Origin of the sequence: Mycobacterium sp. UNC410CL29Cvi84, from assembly GCF_000686745.1 — a bacterium.
Lineage (GTDB): Bacteria > Actinomycetota > Actinomycetes > Mycobacteriales > Mycobacteriaceae > Mycobacterium > Mycobacterium mucogenicum_B.
The window spans coordinates 39,917-58,352 of sequence record NZ_JMLM01000022.1; the positions used below are offsets into that span (position 1 = coordinate 39,917).

Genomic DNA, 18,436 nt, shown 5'->3' on the forward strand with positions numbered 1-18,436 from the left:
AAGGCACACCATGTCCGCAGCACGCTGGCATCACGACATCACCCGAACACAATGGTTGGTCCTGGCGGGCACCACGCTGGGCTGGGGCCTCGATGGCTTCGCCGGCAGCCTCTACGTCCTGGTACTCGGACCCGCCATGAACGAGCTGCTCCCGAACAGCGGCATCGACACCACCTCCGCGACCATCGGTTTCTACGGTGGCATGACAGTCGCACTCTTCCTCATCGGATGGGCAACCGGCGGGATCCTTTTCGGCATACTCGCTGACTATTTCGGACGCACCCGGGTGTTGTCTGCTGGCATCCTCACCTACGCGGCGTTCAGCGCCCTCGCCTTCTTCGCCGACACCTGGTGGCAGCTCGGCATTCTGCGGTTCATCGCGGGCCTCGGATCGGGCGTCGAGGCACCGGTGGGCGCCGCCCTGATCGCGGAGACCTGGCGCAACCGATTCCGCGCCCGCGCCGGTGGAGTGATGATGGCGGGATACGCCGGTGGGTTCTTCATGGCGGCAGCCGCCTATGCACTGATGGGCGACCGCGGATGGCGCGCCATGATGCTGCTCGCCGGTATTCCGGCCCTGGTGGTGTGGTTCATCCGCCGCTACGTACCCGAGCCACCCGAGATCGGCGCACATTTGCAGGCACGCAAAGAGCGGAAAGCACTGGGCCACAATCATGCCCACGATCAATTCGTACTGCGACGCCTGTTCAGCCCGCCACTGCTGCACCCCATGCTGGTCTGCACCGCACTGGCCACCGGAGCGCTGATCGCCTTCTGGAGCGTGTCGACCTGGTACCCGCAGATCATCCGGCAGGCGACCAAGGCCGAGGGCCTCAGTCCTGACGTGGCCGACCACCGGGTCGCCGTGGCAGCGATGCTGTTCAACGCCGGCGGCATAGTCGGCTACGCCGCATGGGGTTTCGTCGCCGACGCGATCGGACGCAAGAACGCCTTCGCGATCAGCTTCACGGTCTCGGCCGCCACCATCGCGTGGACGTTTCCGTTCGACCACAGTCACACCGAGCTGCTCATCGCGATGCCACTGCTGGGGTTCGGGTTGTTCGGCGCACTGTCGGGCACCTTCATCTACGGTCCGGAGCTGTTCCCGCCCAGCGTGCGCGCCACTGCGCTGGCCGTGTGCAACAGCGTCGGGCGTTACGTCACGGCCCTCGGGCCCCTCACCGCCGGGGTGATCGCCTCGTCGTGGTTCGACGGGAACCTCGGCATCGCCACCGCCTCCGTGTCAGCAGTCGGCCTCATCGCCGTGATCGGTCTGGCCTTCGCCCGCGAGACCCGCGGCGTACCCATGCCCGTGGACCACCCCGCCACCCACACCGTCCGGCTGAGCGAAAAGAGCGCATCATGACCGAATACTCCACTGCCACGGCGATCGTCGTCGGCGGATCCATCGGCGGTCTGACCGCCGCACTATTGCTGCGCGACTTGGGCTTTCACGTCGACGTCTACGAACGTACGCCCACTCCCCTCGACGGGCGCGGTAGCGGCATCGTCCTGCAACCGGACACCGTGCGCTGGTTTACCGAACGCAGCCGGCAGCACATGGCCGACCTGCACACCGCCACCTCCTACGTGCAGTACCTGGACCCCACCGGCGCCACCGTGCACCGGGAGCCCGCCCGCTGGACCTACACCTCGTGGGGCACTTTCTACCGGGCACTGCTCGCCGACTTCGGTACCGAGCACTACCACTACGGCGAATTCGCCTGTGGTTTCAGCCAAGACGAGCACACCGCCACCGTTCGGTTCGTCAGCGGCAAGATGGCCAGTGCCGACCTGATCGTATTCGCAGACGGCATCACCTCACCGGCACGCGAGCGTTTCGATCCCGATGCGGCACTCGTCTACTCCGGCTACGTGGGCTGGCGCGGAACCGTCCCGCTGTCCGAACTCACCGCCTCCACCCGTGATGTGCTCGGCGATGCCATCACCTACACCGTGATCCCGAACTCTCACATCACCATGTATCCGATTCCGGGTGAACACAGCCTCGACGAGGCCGACCGGTTGATGAACTACGTCTGGTACCGCAATGTGCCTGCGGGCCCCGAACTCAGCGAATTGCTCATCGACAAAAGAGGATTCGCCGGATCGGTGTCGGTGCATCCCGGCCAGGTGCAGGATCGCTTTGTCGACGAACTGCGCACGGCGGCAGCGGCACAGCTGGCGCCGGCTGTGGCCGAAGTGGTCCTCAAGACCCCCCAGCCCTACCTACAGGTGTTGTCCGACGTGCGGTCCAAGCGGATGGCTGTCGGCCGGGCAGCGTTGATCGGCGACGCTGCGTGCGCCTCCCGCCCGCACGCGGCCGCCGGAACCGCCAAAGCCGCCGCGGACGCCTGGGCACTGTCCGAGGCGCTGGCCACCTCGGCCGGAGACATCGTGTCGGCCCTGGCGAAATGGGAACCGGCGCAGCTGCAGCTGAGCGACAGCTTGCTGCGCCGTGTGGTGGACATGGGTGAACGCTCGCAGTTCCGGAACAGCTGGACACCGGGCGACCCAGATCTGCGATTCGGCCTCTACGGCCCCGGACGCTAAAGCCATTCACTACGAAAGGAATTCGATGATGACCGACAACAACTATCTGACCGACCTACCGCTCGCCGGCGAGTTGGTGGCCACCGACTTCGAGAGCTGGCCGGGATGGCTCAAGACCGAGTTCGCCGAGCACGCCTTCGACGGAAACGTCGGATCCCGCTTGCTGAGCGAGGACTCCCGCGTTCGGGTGTGGGAGATCAGGCTGGCGCCGGGTGAGCGCTGGCACGCGCACCGGCATGTGCTGGACTACTTCTGGACGGCGATCAACGCGGGCAGCAGTCGCCAACACACCCACGACGGCACCGTCCGCGAAGTCTCGTATCAGGCCGGTGAGACCCGCCACTTCCATTTCGGGCCAGGCGAATTCCTGCTGCACGACATCGAGAACATCGGCGAAACCGAGCTGGTCTTCACCACCGTCGAGCACCTCGACAGTGACAACGATGCATTGGACATCACCCGATGAGCCCGCGAATTCCCGACGGCGTCATCGACGTCCACGCCCACTGGCTGCCCCGCGCGCTGTTCGCGCTGCCACCCGGCGCCCCTTACGGTGCGATGAACGACCGCGACGGCCAGCTGTATCTCGGCGACCTCCCGCTGTCGATCGCGACCGATGCCATGAGCGACGCGGCCGCGATCACCGACGACATGGACCGCGCCGGCATCGCAGTGCGCGTACTCTCCGCACCACCGTTCGCCTTTCCGCTCACCGGGGCGGGCGCCGAGTACGCCGGCGCCTTCAACACCGCGCTGGCCGACGTCGTCAAGAGGTCGGAAGGACGGTTACTCGGCCTGGGCATCGTGGCCCTGGGCGAGCCGGCGGACATCACCGTGCAATTGACCGCGCTGCGTGACACGGCGGGCATCCTAGGCGTCGCGATACCGCCAGTGGTAGACGGCGACTCACTGAACCGGGGAGCGTTGCGGCACATCATCTCCGAGGCCTCGCGGCTCGATCTCGCCGTGCTGGTCCACCCGATGCAGATCGCCCGGCCGGAGTGGACCGACTTCTACCTGGCCAACCTCATCGGCAACCCCGTCGAAACCGCCACGGCGGTCGCCAATCTCGTGCTGAGCGGTCTCAAAGACGAACTGCCCGCGTTACGGATCTGCTTCCTGCACGGAGGTGGCTGCGCACCGGGCCTGCTCGGCAGGTGGGACCACGGCTGGCGCGCACGCGCCGATGTCCGCGGCGGAGGCAGCCGATTGCCGTCCGACGTCGTTGCCGATCTGTATTTCGACACCGTCACCCATGACTCCCCGCAGCTCGAACTGCTCGGCAAGGTCGCAGGGAGGGACAAAGTCGTCTGCGGCAGCGACTACCCCTTCGACATGGCCGAATCGGACCCGGTTCGGTTCGCGGTCAAATACGGACCCGATGAGGACGCACTGATCCGTGCGGCTCGAACCTTCTTGGGAGTGAATTGATGTCGACTCTGTTCACACCGCTCGCCCTTCGCGATGTCACCTTCGCTCACCGAGCCTGGATGTCACCGATGATGCAGTTCTCCGGCGTCGTCGACGGGCCGGAGGCGGGTACCCCGACCGACTGGCATCTACAGCACTTCGGTTCGCGAGCTGTCGGCGGCGTCGCCCTGGCGATGGTCGAGGCCACGGCCGTTGACCCCGTCGGCCGCAGCAGCGTCTACGACCTTGGATTGTGGAATGACCGGCAAATCCCGGCATTTCAGCGCTTGACCCACTTCATCACCGCTCAGGGTTCGGTACCGGGCATCCAGATCGTGCATGCCGGCCGCAAGGCATCCACCGGGCGACCCTGGCCTGACCCCAGTCGGAACGCCGAATCCTGGACCGCACTGGGTCCCAGCGCCATCGCGTTCGGACATCATCCCGTTCCCGCCGCACTCGACGTTGGTGACATCGAACGAATCGTGGCTCGCTTCGCCGACTCCGCCCGACGAGCCGCCTCGGCCGGCTTCCGGGTCCTCGAAATCCACGGTGCGCACGGCTATCTCATTCACCAGTTCCTGTCGCCACAGTCGAACACGCGCACCGACGACTATGGCGGATCGCTCGACAACCGAATGCGATTCGCGCTGCAGGTCGCCGAAGCGGTTCGCGCCGCATGGCCGCAGCATCTGCCCTTGTTCTTCCGGGTTTCCGCCACTGACTGGCTTGCCGGGGATACCGACGACCCGCGCCCGGGCTGGACCGTCGAGGACACCGTCGCCCTCGCCGCGGGTTTGAAGAAGGCCGGGGTCGACCTGGTCGACGTATCCACCGGCGGCGCGGTTCCTGATGCCCGAATCCCGGTAGTGCCCGGTTATCAGGTGCCCTTCGCGAAAAGGGTTCGCGCCGAGGCTGCTATCCCCACCGCGGCGGTCGGATTGATCACCGAGGCCGAGCAAGCCGAAGCGATCGCCTCCGGCGGCGAGGCCGACGCAGTCTTCGTCGCCCGTGCCTTGCTGCGCAATCCGAATTGGGTCCGCGACGCCGCGCAACATCTCGGGGTGACACTGCCGCACCCACCTCAGTACTCACGGGCATTCGCATGAGTCCCCGTGGCGGGCAGCGTCACCTGCCCGCCCTGCCTGCCAATCTCGCCCAGGTGCTGGCATGGGGCGTTTCTCTTGCCTCCGCGTGCAGCGAGCGGACGGACGGTGATGGCACCGCACCTATTGGAGCGGAAGTTCCACTCCGCGATCACGCTCCGGCCGCGGGCCGAAGATTCGCCGGTCACCCTCGTCGATGCGGACGTCGTTGATGCTCGCCTCACGACGTTCCATCAGGCCGTCCGCGTCGAACTGCCAGAGCTCATTGCCGTAGCTGCGCCACCACTGCCCCGCGGCGTCATGCCACTCGTACTGGAATTTGACGGCGATCCGATTCTCGTGGAACGCCCACAGCGTCTTGCGCAGGGCGTAGTCGTGCTCGCGCTGCCACTTGGCGGTCAGGAACTGCACGATGTCCTCGCGCCCGGTGACGAAGGTGTCCCGGTTACGCCAGACCGAGTCGGGCGTGTATGCGAGGGCGACGCGCTGCGGGTCGCGGGTGTTCCAGGCGTCCTCGGCGGCCTGCACCTTCTGGAGTGCGGTTTCTTTCGTGAACGGAGGGACGGGCGGACGTTGCTCGGTCATGTTTTGCTCTTCTCCTTTATTGAGAACGTGCGTTCTCTACGCGACTCGACTAGCGTAGGGAACGAACGTTCTCGACGTCAAGGAGAAACCACATGCCCGCGCCGATCAGCGACGAACAGAAGTCCCGCGACCGCGAGGCACTGCTGGACGCCGCGGAGGCCCTCTTCTACGAGCGCGGCATCCAAGCCGTGGGCATGGACGACATCCGCGCGGCGGCGGGAATCGCGCTGAAGCGCATCTACGGGCTCTTCGCAACCAAGGAAGACCTCGTCGTCGCCGTGCTGCAACGCCGCGACCGCCGCTGGCGCGGCAGCCTGGCCGACTACGTCGAACAGCACGCAGATCCACGAGAACGGGTTCTGGCGGTCTTCGACTGGCTGGGGCAATGGTTCGCCGAACCCGATTTCCGCGGCTGCGCCTGGATCAACGCCTACGGCGAGCTGGGTGCCACCTCGCCGGCAGTCCTGGCCGAGGTACGCGCCCACAAACAGGCGTTCCATGACCAGATTGCCGGCTGGGTCACCGCCGGCACCGATGCGGCGCCGGAACCCCTATGCCTATTGGCCGAAGGCGCGATCGTGACCGCCGCCATCACTGGGGATGCCAAGGCAGCGCAGCGCGCCCGGGAAGCGAGCAAATCCCTTCTGGGATGACGACGCCCACCGACCGACGGTCAGAACGGCCGGCTGTTCGCCTGCCATTTGGCGGATTCCGGTCGCGGACCGAAGCGCTCGACGTAGCGGTCGTGCATCTGGGACTGCTTCTGCCGCAGGACTTCGTCGATCAGGTTCGGGTCGAGGCCGTGCTGGCTCAGACGGTAGCGGCGCCACACCTTGTTGAGCACGAACGCCATCACGAGGGCCCAGAAGTAGATCGGCAGCGTCATTTCGGAGTGCACGTACACCGACGCCGGCAGCAGCCACAGCGGCGCCAGTACGAAGATCGGCGGGATGGCGTACCGGATCATGTGCCGGCGCACGGCCCCGTCGTCGGTCAGGTCTTGACGAACCCAATCCCGCAAGTGATCCGGTAAGCGACGCCCGTAGGCGTAGGTGATGCGCTGCCAGAACGTCGGACTGTCGGCGACCATGACGACTCCTTTGACTGATCAGATCGACGAGCACCATGCTCTTCGTACCCTAATAGTTAGGACACTATCATTTAGTTTCCTATTCCAAGAGGCCCCAATCAGCGGACCAGCACAGGGGTGAGTCCCGTCACGCTGGTTGGATCAACCTGCCGCGCAAGGCAATCACCAGGCACGACGGGCACAAATCGTTAGGGCCCTAATTGGTAATAGACTGAGCAACATGCCCGCTGTCTCGGAAGAAGTCGACCCCCTGGCCCTGGAACGGCAGGTCTGCTTCGCACTGGCCATCACCAACCGCGCGGTGCTGGCGATCTACCGGCCGCTGCTCGAACCGCTGGGGCTGACGCATCCGCAATACCTGGTCCTGCTGGCGTTGTGGGACAACGCGAAAGCCAAGCAAGACCCGTTGACCGTCAAACAGATCGCTGCGCTGCTGCAGATGGATTCGGCCACCGTGTCACCGATGCTCAAACGCCTCGAGAGTCTCGAGCTCATTCGCCGTACACGCAGCGCCACCGATGAACGCACCACGCACATCACGCTGACACCGAAAGGCGCCGCGCTGCGTCGCCGCGCGCTGAAGATTCCGCCGGCGGTGGTCGAACAACTGGGCGTCGACCTCGACGAGCTGGAACGCCTGCACGAAGTACTGACCCGAATCAACGCCGCCGCCGTTGCCGCGGGCACGCTGGCGGCGAATTCCGAGTAGCGGTCGGCAACGCCCGCGGGGCACCCGCCTCGAAGGTTGTCAACACGATGCGCCGAAAGCGGCTGCGTTCAAGCCTTTCGCACCGGTAGCTAACGGCAAAGTGAGTTGAGGGGATGTCGCTCGCAGTACGGGCTTGGCTGCCGAGCCGGAGTGAATTTGTGCGTCGGGATGGGAGATTGAGTCGACATCCAGTAGTTGTATCCGCCTTCCAGCAAGCCATAGCCGAAATACGCCAAGCCCGCGAAGAGCAGCGCGATAGACCCCCACGCTATGGCTCCAACGCCGCCGCGCACCTGCAAGAGCAGGTTGTTGACCAACCTGTCGACGTCAGCCGCGTCGACCGAACGCACCAACGTCGGCCGAACAGTCTGATCGAATACGTCTTTGGCACCTGCCCCGATCTTTCCGCGCGGCGGCGGACGATTTGTACTTTGGCGCTGCGCTTGGTTGTACGCGTTGCGCGCGGATTCGCCTATCGCGTAGCCGGCGCGACTGATCATGTATATGCCCGCCCCGCCGAGACTCAGCAGTGAGATGAACCCAGCAACGAGTCCAGCGCCAGTGGTCTGGCCAGCGGCGAACAATCCGGGCATGATGCGGCCGACGACGAAGGCAACGACCGCCAGGCAGACCGCGAGAGCGCCCTTGGTCAGCGCGCCCGTCAAGACAAGACTCTTGGCCTCCTTGATGAGGGTGCCCTTGATCGCGTCCAAGGTTGCGCCCACGTAGTCACCCTGTCGCAAGTCAGGGACTAGGTCAGTCAAGGGCTGGGCAACCGCTGCCCCGTCATTCATCTCAGTCCGGATCCTGTGGGCGGTTGCCGCCGCCGACGCGGCGACGATCGCACGCAGAATTGCCAACTCCGTCTTTGAATTGCCGAATCTCGCCCGACCTTCGCGTAGCGCCGAACGATAGGCGTTTGCGAGGTCCTCTCCGACCTTCGAACCGGCCATCTGCTCACCCACCCCATTTACAGGCAGTAGTCACGAGACTCACAGCTAGACAGCTATGCTACGTCGATTTGCTGACGGCATCGCGAGATCGTGGATGATTCACGTCAAAAAGTTGATATCGACGACTCCATATGCTGTTTGCCCTATTGGGCATCGTTTCGCAACAACACGGACGGTCGAGAGCGGTCCCGGGGATCGATTCTGAGTTTTGCGCCAGATCACGACCGATCCCGACGCCGAGTCATAATCCGCAGTTCCAACAGCTATCTGACCGCCAGTCAGCGATATTCGCTCGATTCAAGATCAAATTCGTTGCTTGTGCCGAAAACCCGCTGAAAACAATGTGAAAATTGTTGATTAAGCAACAATTGAGATTGCTGTTGTGCACCTGACGCAGCATCGACGGGCAGATTCGATGCACGCCGCACAAGTTGGGAACCGTGTTGCGCGATCGACCAAAATCGGAACTCCAGATGGCTATCGTCGTTGCGAGAAAGAGCAAACCGAGCACCCGCGACGCACCGAAATCGATGACCATTCTCTCCGTCAACCTCTGAACCTAGGCCTCATCCCCGACGAAGGAGCGATGGGATGTCCAAACGACTGGTGGTGTGCTGCGATGGCACCTGGAACACCCCCGACCAACACTCCCGTGGGGCGCCCAGCCCGACCAACGTCACCAAACTCGCATTGGCGATTGCACCCCGTGACCCGAAGGGCTGCGAGCAGCGCATGTTCTACCATCGCGGCGTTGGCACCAGCCGGTACGAACGCGTCCGCGGCGGAGCCTTCGGCCTCGGGTTGGCCCGCGATGTCCGCGACACCTATCGCTTCCTCGTGGAAAACTACGAACCGGGCGACGCACTGTTCTTCTTCGGCTTCAGCCGCGGCGCGTTCACCGCACGCAGCACCGCCGGGTTCGTACGCAATTGCGGAATTCTGCGCCGCGAATACGCCGACAAGATCGGCGAGGCATACAGCTTCTATCGCGGGCGCAGCAGCACCAGCCATCCCCGCAGCATCGAGGCGACCCTCTTCCGAAGTTCGTACTCCCACGAGCCAGACATCCACTTCATCGGGGTCTGGGACACCGTCGGCGCGCTCGGCATCCCGCTGAACGGGCTGCGCCTGGTCAACCTGTTCAACCGGCGCTTCCAGTTCCACGACACGGAGTTGAGCACCAGGGTCCACGCCGCGTTCCAAGCGCTCGCCATCGACGAGAAACGCGGGCCGTTTCGGCCCGCCGTCTGGAAGCAGGCACCGGACGCACCAAAATCCCAACACGTCGAGCAGGTGTGGTTCGCCGGCGTGCACTGCGACATCGGCGGCGGCTACGACCCGCCCGGCCTCAGCGATATCACGCTGCCGTGGATGGTCCAGCGCGCCCAGCGGTACGACCTCTACTTCGATCCGAAAGCGTTCACGTATCGGGACTGCGCCTACGCCCCGGAACCGGACGCGACCGCGACCCTGGCCAGCCGGACCTCGGTACATCCGGACCCACTGCAGCTTCCCGAGAACTCGCGCACCCTCTTCTATCGACTCATCCCGCCATACATCCGTCCGATCGGCGCGACTGATTGGGACCGCGAAGCCGTCGCCTCGACCGCGGTCGAACTCCATGAAGCAAAGCCGCACTACTACGAACCGAAGAACCTCGTGGCGTACCTGGGCGGGCCGCACCACACAGACAAGATCGACGTGCCCACAGAGTGGCGGTCACGAGGCGACGCATCCGATCGAGCTTGACGGAGTCCGCGCACAGCCGACAAAGCGATGCCCTCAACCCAGCAGGGCTCCAATGGCGCTGTCACGCAGATCGGCCAGTAGCGCGCCAGGATCCTCGTAGACCTCGGCCATGCCGGCGGCACGCAATTCATCGCCACCCACCCCACCGGTCAGGAGACCGACCGACGTCACCCCCGCCCGCGCACATGCCACTGCGTCCCAGACGGCATCCCCGACGAACACGGCTTGCGCCGGTACGACACCGGCCTTGTCGAGTGCCACCTTGATGATGTCGGGCTCGGGCTTGGCCGTGTCCACGTCCCCGGACATGGTTACCGCCGACACCACGTCGTCACAGTCCAGGACCTGGCGCGTCAGCTCCAGTTCGTCCTCCGGCGCCGACGTGGCCAGCACCACCTGCAGGCCCAGATCGGCAACCCCGTGTAAGAGGTCGCGCGCGCCTGGCAACGGCTGCATCAATCCCGCCGACTGGCGGTAGTAGCGACTGTGCAGCTGCTTGAGCCTCTGCCCGGTTTCATCGGACGCATCCGGACACAGATCATGGATCAGCGACGTCCCGTCCATCCCGATGCACCGATGCACGCGCCATGCCGGCACCGACAGGTCTTCGTCGGCGAACGCGCGCAGCCACGCATGCACGTGCAGATAATTCGTATCCACCAACGTGCCGTCGACGTCGAACAAGACTGCTGGGTGTGCCGCCATACCGCCGGGAGTACCCCCGATCAGGGCCTTCTACGCCAACCCGAAGGATCAGCGTTGACGAGCACCTTGCCCGATGACCGCCGGCCCGTGAATCACCTTGGTAGTGCGGCGATTACAGCGGTGGACTAGTTGACCCCAGCAGCCTGAGCCGCCGGTTGCGCCGGCTTGGCCACTCCCCCGACCCGGCTTGCCACGTAATCGGCGGCGCGGTCGGTCAGCCCACGCGCCTGGTACGCACCGTGGGCACCCTGATCGCCACCGGTCGGCGAGCACACCGGATCCTCGGGGATGCAGACGTCGTCGGTCTTGCCGACGTAGCGCGGGCCGACGGTGATGGGCGGCGCGCCCGTGTAGATCATCTGCAGGAATCCGCTGGACGGTTTCCCGAACAGGACGACGCCGGCCACGCGATCGGCCACCGATGCCGGCATCGGCCCACTCAGGCCGGGCGGCAACGTGAAGCCCTGCGGCACGCTGTCCTCGGTGATGTACGCGGCGACCGCCGCGCCCTGGGAGTAGCCGCCGAGCACGACTTTGGTGTTCGGGCAGGCGCCCGCGGTGGCCATGACCTTGTTCTTCGCGTCGATCACGCCGTCGGCGGCGGTCGCGAAGTCAAGGGAGGCAGGGTAATTGACGGCGTAGACGTCCACCGACTTTCCCGGTGTTCTGGCGCGGAGGGCATCCACGAAGGCCTGCCCGACGCCACCGACACCGGCGGGCTCGAAGGTGCCTCGGGCGAACACCACCTGCACGTCAGGACAGGCCTCCGCAGCGGCGGGGCCGGCGGCAGCGATGCCCCCAGCCGTGACCGATACCGCTGCGGCGACAGTGATCAGCCACCGATCATTTCGATTCATTTGGACGCGCCCCCAACTCGACACCAAAGCAGGAGCAGCGATGCCCCCGCGGTCACCTCTTTCATGTCTACCCCATTCAGCTCAATCGAATCCTCCGCCGCCCAGTGATCCACACCACGCGACCGAGATCGCACCCCGCAGCGAAATCGGCTGCCTCGAAGCAGAACTCACCGATCGGATCGGCTGACGTTCATGCCTGACGCTCATCGCACCGGCCTCAGACGGACGCCAGGTCGGAATCGGATTCGCGCGGGACCGGCTTCGGCCAGGGCTGCGGCACCGGACGCTGACGCACGCGCTGCGGCCACCAGAACCAGCGTCCGAGCAGGCTGGCGATCGACGGCGTCATCAGGGACCGCACCACCAGCGTGTCGAACAGCAGACCCAGACCGATGGTCGTACCGACCTGGCCGATGATGATCAGCTTGCTCACCGACATGGACATCATGGTGAAGGCGAACACCAGGCCCGCCGAGGTGACGACCGAACCGGTGCCCACCATGGCGCGGATGATGCCGGTGTTCAGCCCGGCGTGGATTTCCTCCTTGATGCGGGAGACCAGCAGCAGGTTGTAGTCCGCGCCCACCGCCAGCAGCACGATGACCGACATCGGTAGCACCATCCAGTGCAACGGGATACCCACGATGTGCTGCCACAGCAGTACCGACAGACCGAAGGCCGACGCCAGGCTGAGAACCACGGTGCCGACGATCACCGCCGACGCGACGACCGCACGGGTCAGGACCAACATGATGATGAAGATCAGGATCAGCGCCGCAGCCGCGACGATCATCAGGTCGTAATCGGCACCGATCTGCATGTCGTTGTACATGGCTGCGCTACCGCCGAGGTAGATCGAGGAGCCCTCGAGGGGCGTGCCCTTGATCGCGTCGGCCGCGGCGACCTTGAGCGGTTCGATGCGCGAGGTGCCCTCCTGCGTCAACGGGTTGCCCTGGTGAATGATGGTGAACCGCACCGCATGGCCGTCTGGCGACATGAACAGCTTGAGGCCGCGCTGGAAATCTGCGGTCTCGAAGGCTTCCGGCGGCAGGTAGAACGAATCGTCGTTCTTGGCTGCGTCGAAGGCCTCGCTCATCGCGGTGCCGGTCTTCTGCATCGCAATGGTCTGGTCCTGCTGCGCCTTCTGCATCTGGTACTGATTCAGCAGCACCTGCTTCTGGTGCTTCATCGACGCGATCTGCTTCGGCATCGTCGCGACCATCTTGGGCATGAGGTCGGCCATGCGCTGCATGTCGGGAACGATGGCCTGGAAGTCATCGGACATCAGGCTGATGCCGTCGATGCTCTCGAAGACCGACCTCATGGACCAGCACACCGGGATGTCGAAGCAGTGCGGCTCCCAGTAGAAGTAGTTGCGCATGGGCCGGAAGAAATCATCGAAGTCCGACAGGTGATCTCGAGTGTCACCCATGTCATCCGAGGTGGTCTTCATCTTGTCGGCCATCCGCTGCGACACCGCGGCCAGATCCTTCTGGATGCTCATCATCTCGGTCATGGCATCGATGCTGTTCTGCAGATCGTCGGCCTGCGAGAGCAGATTGTTCAGATTGGTCTGCGTGTAGTCGTTGTTCATGAGCTGCGTGGAGCCGCTCTGTCCGACGGTGTACGGGATCGTCGAGTGCTTGATCGGGTCACCGTCAGGTCGGGTGATGGTCTGCACCTGGGCAATTCCGTGCACGTTCTTGAGCGCCTTGGCGATCTTGTCGATCACCAGGAAGTCCGCCGGGTTCCGCATGTCGTGATCGGACTCGACCATCATCAGATCCGGGTTCATCTTGGCCTGCGAAAAGTGCCGGAACGCAGCGTCATAGCCGACGTTGGCGGGGATGTCCTTCGGCAGGTAGATCCGGTCGTCGTAGATGGTGTGATAGCCCGGTAGCGCGATCAGGCCGACCAGTGCCGCCACCACGGCGCCGACCAGAATGGCGCCCGGCCAGCGCACCGTCGCGGTACCGACCCGATGCCAGCCGGCGGTTCTCGTGTTCATTCGGGGCTCGAGCACCCGGCCGAAGCGGGTTGCGACCGAGATCACCGCGGGCCCCAGCGTCAGGGCCATCGCGACCACCATCACCATGCCGATGGCCAGCGGGAAGCCCATGGTTTGGAAGTACGGCAACCGGGTGAAGTGCAGGCACAACGTGGCGCCGGCAATGGTCAGGCCCGAGGCCAGCACCACGTGCGCGGTGCCGTGAAACATGGTGTAGTAGGCCGACTCTCGGTCCTCGCCGGCCCGTCGCGCTTCCTGATAACGCCCGATCAGGAAGATGACGTAATCCGTCGCCGCGGCGATCGCCAGCGTCACCAGCAGGTTGGTGGCGAAGGTGGTCAGCCCGAAAACGTTGTGGTAGCCCAGGAATGCCACCAGACCGCGCGCCCCGGAGAGTTCGAGCACCACCATCACCAGCACCAGCAAGGTCGCGATGACGGATCGGTAGACCAAGAGCAGCATGACCGCGATGACGCCGAAGGTCACCAGTTCGATCAGTTCCATGCTCTTGTCACCGACGACGTTCTGATCGGTGCTGGTCGCCGCGGGACCGGTCACATAGGCCTTCACCCCTGGCGGAGCAGGGCTTTCGGTGGCGATGTGGCGCACCGCGGCGACCGACTCGTTGGCCAGCGTCTCACCCTGGTCACCGGCGATGTAGACCTGCACGTAGGCGGCCTTGCCGTCGCGGCTCTGCGCACCCTTTGCGGTCAGCGTGTCGCCCCAGAAGTCCTGGACGTGCTGTACGTGGGTGGTGTCGGCGCGCAGATCGCTGACCATCTTGTCGTAGAACGCGTGCGCGTCGGCCCCCAGCGGGCGATCACCTTCGAGCACGATCATCACCGAACTGCTGGTGGTGTACTCGTCGAACACCTTGCCGACACTCTTGGTGGCGATCATCGAGGGTGCGTCGTTCGGGCTCATGGACACCGCGCGCAGCTTGCCGACTTCCTCGAGCTGCGGGACGACGGTGTTCAGCGCGGCGATGACCCCGATCCACGCCAGGATGATGAGCACCGCGAACCGGCGGAGGAACCGCGGTATCCCCTTGTGCCCCTTGTTCTCCACCACCGGGATGGCGTCGGTCTGGGCCTCGTCGGCCGGCGCGCTCATGCGGCCTTCACAAAGCAGAAGGTTTCGGCGTTCATACCGGTGGCGGTCCTCTCTTCTTTGACCACGTCATCGACACTGACCCGGCAGCTGATGCTGTTGCCGTCGCCCTGGGCCAGGATGTTGGGCTGCACAGAAGGCAAGGTGGTCGACAGCGTCAACGTCCACGGCAAAGACACCCCCGCGGCGCGCTGCGGCTTGCCTTCGAGGTCCATGTAGTTGATGGTGGCCGTGCTACCCGTGCCGTAGATCTCGTACTTGACGAACTTGGGGTTGAAGTCCTCGGCGTTGTCCGAGCTCTTCTCGGTGATCACGACGGGATTCGCCCCGAACACCTGTCGCACATTCGACACGATCACCACGCCGCCGGCGACCGCGACGATCACCAATAACGGTAGCCATGCCCGTCGAAACACTCTTGTCATCGCTGCCTTCTTCAGAAGTTGCCGACCGCGCGGTCGTCGGGCATGGGCAGGCACACCGCCGTTGATGCGCCCCCGGACATCTAGCTAGGTAACCTAACGGAAAAAATGGATAGAGTCCATCCATTTAAATGTCGTCTTCGTTACAACCTGGCGCAGGCCCGCCGCATTCCTGCCCCGCGCGGGCAAATGCGATTTCCGCTGAAAAGCCCTTGGTCAGCAGCGAAATTCGGACCTAAATCACTCAGCTGTTGGAGGCGAAGTCCCAGACCTGCATATTGCCGGCGGGGTAGCTCAGGCACACGTCGGTGGCCTTGGCGACGACACCCTTGTTGTTGAAGAACACCTTGGCCCAGTTACCCCAGTGCGTGGCCACCTGCTCGTAGTAGACGTTGGTGGCGGTGTCCTCGGAGTACTGCCGGCGGGCCGCCGGGTCGAGCGAGAAGAACCAGTGGATGCGGTCCTGCGCCATCTGCTGGATGTCGGCGGGCCGGTTGTTCCGGTCGATCATGTAGCGCTGGTAGTACACCGGACTGGTGTCGCGTACCGCCTGCAGGTACTGCTCGGCATCGCAGGTGGTGGTGATGATCCGGCGCGGAATCGGGTAGTCGTCGGTCGCATCAGCGGCAGCCGGCGCGGCAAGCGGCACCGAGGTCGCCGCCAGGCCGACCGCCATGGCGGCCAATCCGATACGGAGCGATCGAAGCGTCATGCGCGAGCTCCCGTCTGCGACTGCTGCGCGGCGTCTTCCAGCACTGACCGTTTGTCGGGGCAGTAGAAATCTATTGCAGCACTGAGGAATTGCCAGTTCTGCTGAGTGGCGTTCTGCCGTGACAGGTTGGTGGCGACGAACTTGGCCGACTGATAGGCGTCGTGGTCGACGTTGTTACTCAGCCGCTGGCATGCGATCTTCCCCAGCCAGGCGTTGTAGTCCTTCGGACCGTAGATGCCGTAGGTGTGCAACTGGTTCGCGAAGTCGGTATCGGGATCGGCATGCGCAGGTCCGGAACCGGACACCGCCACGACGATTCCGACTGCGGCGGCGGCCAACGCAGGTACGGCCCGGTGGTGTCGTGTCATGCAGCGCGCCCTCCCGATCGCGAATCACCGCGATCGTGTGCCGGTCGCAGCGTCCGGCATGAAACTATGCCGCTAAGTGGATGGCGTCAATCCACTTACTGGAATGGTGTCCCGGATTACACTGCGGGGGTGATGACCCGCCCGACCACAGATCGACCGTTGCGCAAGGATGCCGTGCGCAATCGTCAGCGCGTGATCGACGCGGCCCGCGACCTGTTCGCGACACAAGGCCTGAGCGCGACACTCAACGAGGTGGCGCACCACGGCGGGATCGGCGTCGGCACGGTGTATCGCCGGTTCTCCACCAAGGACGAGCTGATCGAGGCCATCTTCGAGGACGCGATCGACGAGATCGCCGCGGTGGCCGATACGGCATTGGAGTTCGACGACTCCTGGCAGGGCTTCTCCTGGTTCGTGGAGCAGATGTGCCAGCAGACGGCCACCGATCGGGGCCTGCGAGAAATCCTCTACAGCCAGAACGGTTGCGGCAATCGGGTGGACGCGGCACGTACCCGTCTGGTCCCGAAGATCGCGAAACTTGTTGCGCGGGCCCAGAAAGACGGCCATCTGCGGCCTGGCATCTCCGACAGCGACATGCCGATCCTGGGTCTCCTGGCGGGCACCGTCAGTGAATTCGCGGGGCACGTCGACGCCGACCTGTGGCGCCGGTACGTGGCGATCTTCCTCGACGGTCTGCGCGCTCGCGATGGGCAGGACCCGCTGCCAGTCGATGCGCTTGACGAGGACCAGGCCGCGATCGCCATGACCACGTCATCGCCGGGGTCCTGCTTCAGCAAGGAGTAGCGGCCCGCGGGCCACAGGAACGCGTTGCGGTGCTTGTTCGTCCGATGCGGCGGCTGGTGGCCGGCCTCGTCGCCAGGGAAACTCGAAACATGCGCGGCGCCGAACCACTGCTGACACCCATGCTCATCATCGTTTGTGTGGTGATGGCCCTCGCGGCGGCCGCGGTGAACCGCTTGGCGCTCAACGGATCAGTGTGGGAGGCGCCGAGCGCCGCGGTGCGTGCAGCACTGCAGCTGGCGGCGGTGTCGACCGTGCTCGCAGTCGCATTGCAGCGGGTGTGGTCGTCGATGCTGGTTCTGGTGGTGATGTTCATCGTCGCCTCGATTACTGCCGCTCGTCGCAGTCAGGCGCATCACGGCGCCGGGTGGCTGACCGTCGCCCTCGCCGCCGGCATGGTCATGGTGATTCCCCTGCTGACGCTCAGCGGTGTGGTGCCGTTCACTGGCGTCGCGGTGGTGCCCGTGTTCGGCATCGTGCTGGGCGGAACGATGACCGCATCAGCGGTGGCGGCGCGGCGTGCCCTCGATGCGCTGACCCAGCGTGCCGGTGAGGTTGAAGCGGCTCTCAGTCTTGGTCTGTCGGAACGTTTCTCGCGGATGCTGGTCATCGAGCGGCCGCTGTCGGACGCCCTGCTGCCCAACCTTGATCAAACTCGCACCGCCGGACTCGTCACCCTTCCCGGGGCATTCGTCGGCGTGCTGCTGGCGACCGGCTCGGCCGCACAGGCGGCGGCGGTTCAGGTCCTGGTACTGGTCTCACTCTTACTCGCGCAGGTCTGCGGCGTCGCAGTCGTCGGGGAACTCGTGGTCCGAGGCAAGATCACGCGCCAAACCGTTACTTCCGCAGCCCCAGGTCAACGACGGAACCGCCACCGCATCAAGACAATTGGGCCAAGCACCGGGGTCAGCGGCGCCCGAGTCCTTCCGAGGCAGCGGCGATGACGTCGTCGAGAACCGCTCGGCGACTCGTCAGCTCGCGGATCTGCTTCTCCAGCCGCGAGCGCTCGGCAACGAGATCCTCGACCAGACGCGGCGTGGCCGTCTCGGCGGGGCCGCCGTCCGCATCACGCATGCATGGCAGCAGTTTGGCGATGCTCTCACTGCCCAGGCCCGCCGCGAACAGTTCCTGGATATGGATGACCCGGTCGACGGCGGCGTCCACATACTCGCGTTGCCCGGTGGGAGAGCGATCAGAGGCCAGTAGCCCGCGTTGCTCGTAGTAGCGCAACGACCGCTCACTCACACCCGTTCGCCGCGCCAGCTCGCCAATGCGCATGAACCCGTTATACCCGCCGG

The 18,436-nt window shown here is 64.7% G+C and carries 21 protein-coding genes; 10 read left to right on the forward strand and 11 right to left on the reverse strand.

Annotated features, from left to right (window positions below):
- Positions 1 to 10: 10 nt before the first annotated feature.
- The 5 genes from BR47_RS0124675 to BR47_RS0124695 are packed head-to-tail and all read left to right on the forward strand — an operon-like array spanning position 11 to position 5,072.
- Positions 11 to 1,366 (forward strand): MFS transporter, encoded by a 1,356-nt coding sequence (locus tag BR47_RS0124675; protein WP_020104299.1) that lies wholly within the window; start codon positions 11 to 13, stop codon positions 1,364 to 1,366.
- Positions 1,363 to 2,553 (forward strand): FAD binding domain-containing protein, encoded by a 1,191-nt coding sequence (locus BR47_RS0124680; RefSeq protein ID WP_029121119.1) that lies wholly within the window; start codon positions 1,363 to 1,365, stop codon positions 2,551 to 2,553. Before BR47_RS0124675 ends, BR47_RS0124680 begins: the two co-directional genes overlap by 4 nt.
- A 28-nt stretch (positions 2,554 to 2,581) precedes the next feature.
- Positions 2,582 to 3,019 (forward strand): cupin domain-containing protein, encoded by a 438-nt coding sequence (locus BR47_RS0124685; protein ID WP_029121120.1) that lies wholly within the window; start codon positions 2,582 to 2,584, stop codon positions 3,017 to 3,019.
- Positions 3,016 to 3,984, forward strand: a complete 969-nt coding sequence (locus BR47_RS0124690; RefSeq protein ID WP_029121121.1) for an amidohydrolase family protein — start codon at positions 3,016 to 3,018, stop codon at positions 3,982 to 3,984. Before BR47_RS0124685 ends, BR47_RS0124690 begins: the two co-directional genes overlap by 4 nt.
- Complete coding sequence (locus tag BR47_RS0124695) at positions 3,984 to 5,072, forward strand: NADH:flavin oxidoreductase/NADH oxidase (protein WP_029121122.1); 1,089 nt, start codon at positions 3,984 to 3,986, stop codon at positions 5,070 to 5,072. The genes BR47_RS0124690 and BR47_RS0124695 overlap by 1 nt, the downstream gene beginning before the upstream one ends.
- Before the next feature lie 120 nt (positions 5,073 to 5,192).
- Here the strand turns inward: BR47_RS0124695 and BR47_RS0124700 are convergent, their stop codons facing one another.
- Positions 5,193 to 5,654 (reverse strand): nuclear transport factor 2 family protein, encoded by a 462-nt coding sequence (locus tag BR47_RS0124700; RefSeq protein ID WP_020104304.1) that lies wholly within the window; start codon positions 5,652 to 5,654, stop codon positions 5,193 to 5,195.
- Positions 5,655 to 5,746: 92 nt separating this feature from the next.
- On the opposite strand from BR47_RS0124700, the gene BR47_RS0124705 reads away from it, so the two are divergent.
- Positions 5,747 to 6,307: a TetR/AcrR family transcriptional regulator gene (locus BR47_RS0124705; RefSeq protein WP_029121123.1), complete on the forward strand. Its 561-nt coding sequence runs from the start codon at positions 5,747 to 5,749 to the stop codon at positions 6,305 to 6,307.
- 20 nt (positions 6,308 to 6,327) lie between these two features.
- Here BR47_RS0124705 and BR47_RS0124710 read toward each other — a convergent pair whose 3' ends face one another.
- Positions 6,328 to 6,744 (reverse strand): DUF5313 domain-containing protein, encoded by a 417-nt coding sequence (locus tag BR47_RS0124710; protein WP_020104306.1) that lies wholly within the window; start codon positions 6,742 to 6,744, stop codon positions 6,328 to 6,330.
- A 220-nt stretch (positions 6,745 to 6,964) separates the two neighbouring features.
- Between BR47_RS0124710 and BR47_RS0124715 the strand changes: the two genes are divergently transcribed.
- Entirely contained in the window at positions 6,965 to 7,453 is a 489-nt protein-coding gene (locus BR47_RS0124715) for a MarR family winged helix-turn-helix transcriptional regulator (RefSeq protein WP_020104307.1), read from the forward strand.
- Between the two features lie 89 nt (positions 7,454 to 7,542).
- On the opposite strand, the gene BR47_RS0124720 is transcribed toward BR47_RS0124715, so the two are convergent.
- Positions 7,543 to 8,406 carry a hypothetical protein gene (locus tag BR47_RS0124720; protein WP_138158495.1) on the reverse strand — a complete coding sequence of 288 codons (864 nt, stop codon included), beginning with the start codon at positions 8,404 to 8,406 and terminating at the stop codon, positions 7,543 to 7,545.
- A 241-nt stretch (positions 8,407 to 8,647) separates the two neighbouring features.
- On the reverse strand, positions 8,648 to 8,944 hold the full coding sequence (locus tag BR47_RS33320) for a hypothetical protein (protein ID WP_141772303.1): 297 nt from the start codon (positions 8,942 to 8,944) through the stop codon (positions 8,648 to 8,650).
- A gap of 53 nt (positions 8,945 to 8,997) precedes the next feature.
- Here BR47_RS33320 and BR47_RS0124725 point away from each other — a divergent pair, with 53 nt between their 5' ends.
- A complete protein-coding gene (locus BR47_RS0124725; protein ID WP_020104309.1) occupies positions 8,998 to 10,155 on the forward strand; it encodes a T6SS phospholipase effector Tle1-like catalytic domain-containing protein in 1,158 nt (385 codons plus the stop codon).
- A gap of 33 nt (positions 10,156 to 10,188) precedes the next feature.
- On the opposite strand, the gene BR47_RS0124730 is transcribed toward BR47_RS0124725, so the two are convergent.
- The 6 genes from BR47_RS0124730 to BR47_RS0124755 all read right to left on the reverse strand — a co-directional run bounded on the left by BR47_RS0124730 (position 10,189) and on the right by BR47_RS0124755 (position 16,337).
- Positions 10,189 to 10,860, reverse strand: a complete 672-nt coding sequence (locus BR47_RS0124730; protein ID WP_020104310.1) for an HAD family hydrolase — start codon at positions 10,858 to 10,860, stop codon at positions 10,189 to 10,191.
- 125 nt (positions 10,861 to 10,985) lie between these two features.
- Positions 10,986 to 11,717 (reverse strand): cutinase family protein, encoded by a 732-nt coding sequence (locus BR47_RS0124735; RefSeq protein ID WP_029121124.1) that lies wholly within the window; start codon positions 11,715 to 11,717, stop codon positions 10,986 to 10,988.
- 217 nt (positions 11,718 to 11,934) lie between these two features.
- Positions 11,935 to 14,838, reverse strand: coding sequence for an MMPL/RND family transporter (locus BR47_RS0124740; RefSeq protein WP_029121125.1), 2,904 nt, complete (start codon positions 14,836 to 14,838; stop codon positions 11,935 to 11,937).
- Positions 14,835 to 15,260 (reverse strand): MmpS family transport accessory protein, encoded by a 426-nt coding sequence (locus BR47_RS0124745; protein ID WP_029121126.1) that lies wholly within the window; start codon positions 15,258 to 15,260, stop codon positions 14,835 to 14,837. Before BR47_RS0124745 ends, BR47_RS0124740 begins: the two co-directional genes overlap by 4 nt.
- A 241-nt stretch (positions 15,261 to 15,501) precedes the next feature.
- On the reverse strand, positions 15,502 to 15,969 hold the full coding sequence (locus BR47_RS0124750; protein WP_036427722.1) for a DUF5078 domain-containing protein: 468 nt from the start codon (positions 15,967 to 15,969) through the stop codon (positions 15,502 to 15,504).
- A complete protein-coding gene (locus BR47_RS0124755; protein ID WP_051634980.1) occupies positions 15,966 to 16,337 on the reverse strand; it encodes a DUF732 domain-containing protein in 372 nt (123 codons plus the stop codon). The genes BR47_RS0124750 and BR47_RS0124755 overlap by 4 nt, the downstream gene beginning before the upstream one ends.
- 132 nt (positions 16,338 to 16,469) lie before the next feature.
- Between BR47_RS0124755 and BR47_RS0124760 the strand changes: the two genes are divergently transcribed.
- A complete protein-coding gene (locus BR47_RS0124760) occupies positions 16,470 to 17,141 on the forward strand; it encodes a TetR/AcrR family transcriptional regulator (RefSeq protein ID WP_029121129.1) in 672 nt (223 codons plus the stop codon).
- Positions 17,142 to 17,230: 89 nt separating this feature from the next.
- A complete protein-coding gene (locus BR47_RS31345) occupies positions 17,231 to 18,082 on the forward strand; it encodes an ABC transporter permease (RefSeq protein WP_036427729.1) in 852 nt (283 codons plus the stop codon).
- Here BR47_RS31345 and BR47_RS0124770 read toward each other — a convergent pair.
- A complete protein-coding gene (locus BR47_RS0124770) occupies positions 18,045 to 18,416 on the reverse strand; it encodes a MerR family transcriptional regulator (RefSeq protein WP_020104318.1) in 372 nt (123 codons plus the stop codon). The genes BR47_RS31345 and BR47_RS0124770 overlap by 38 nt on opposite strands.
- Positions 18,417 to 18,436 lie beyond the last annotated feature (20 nt).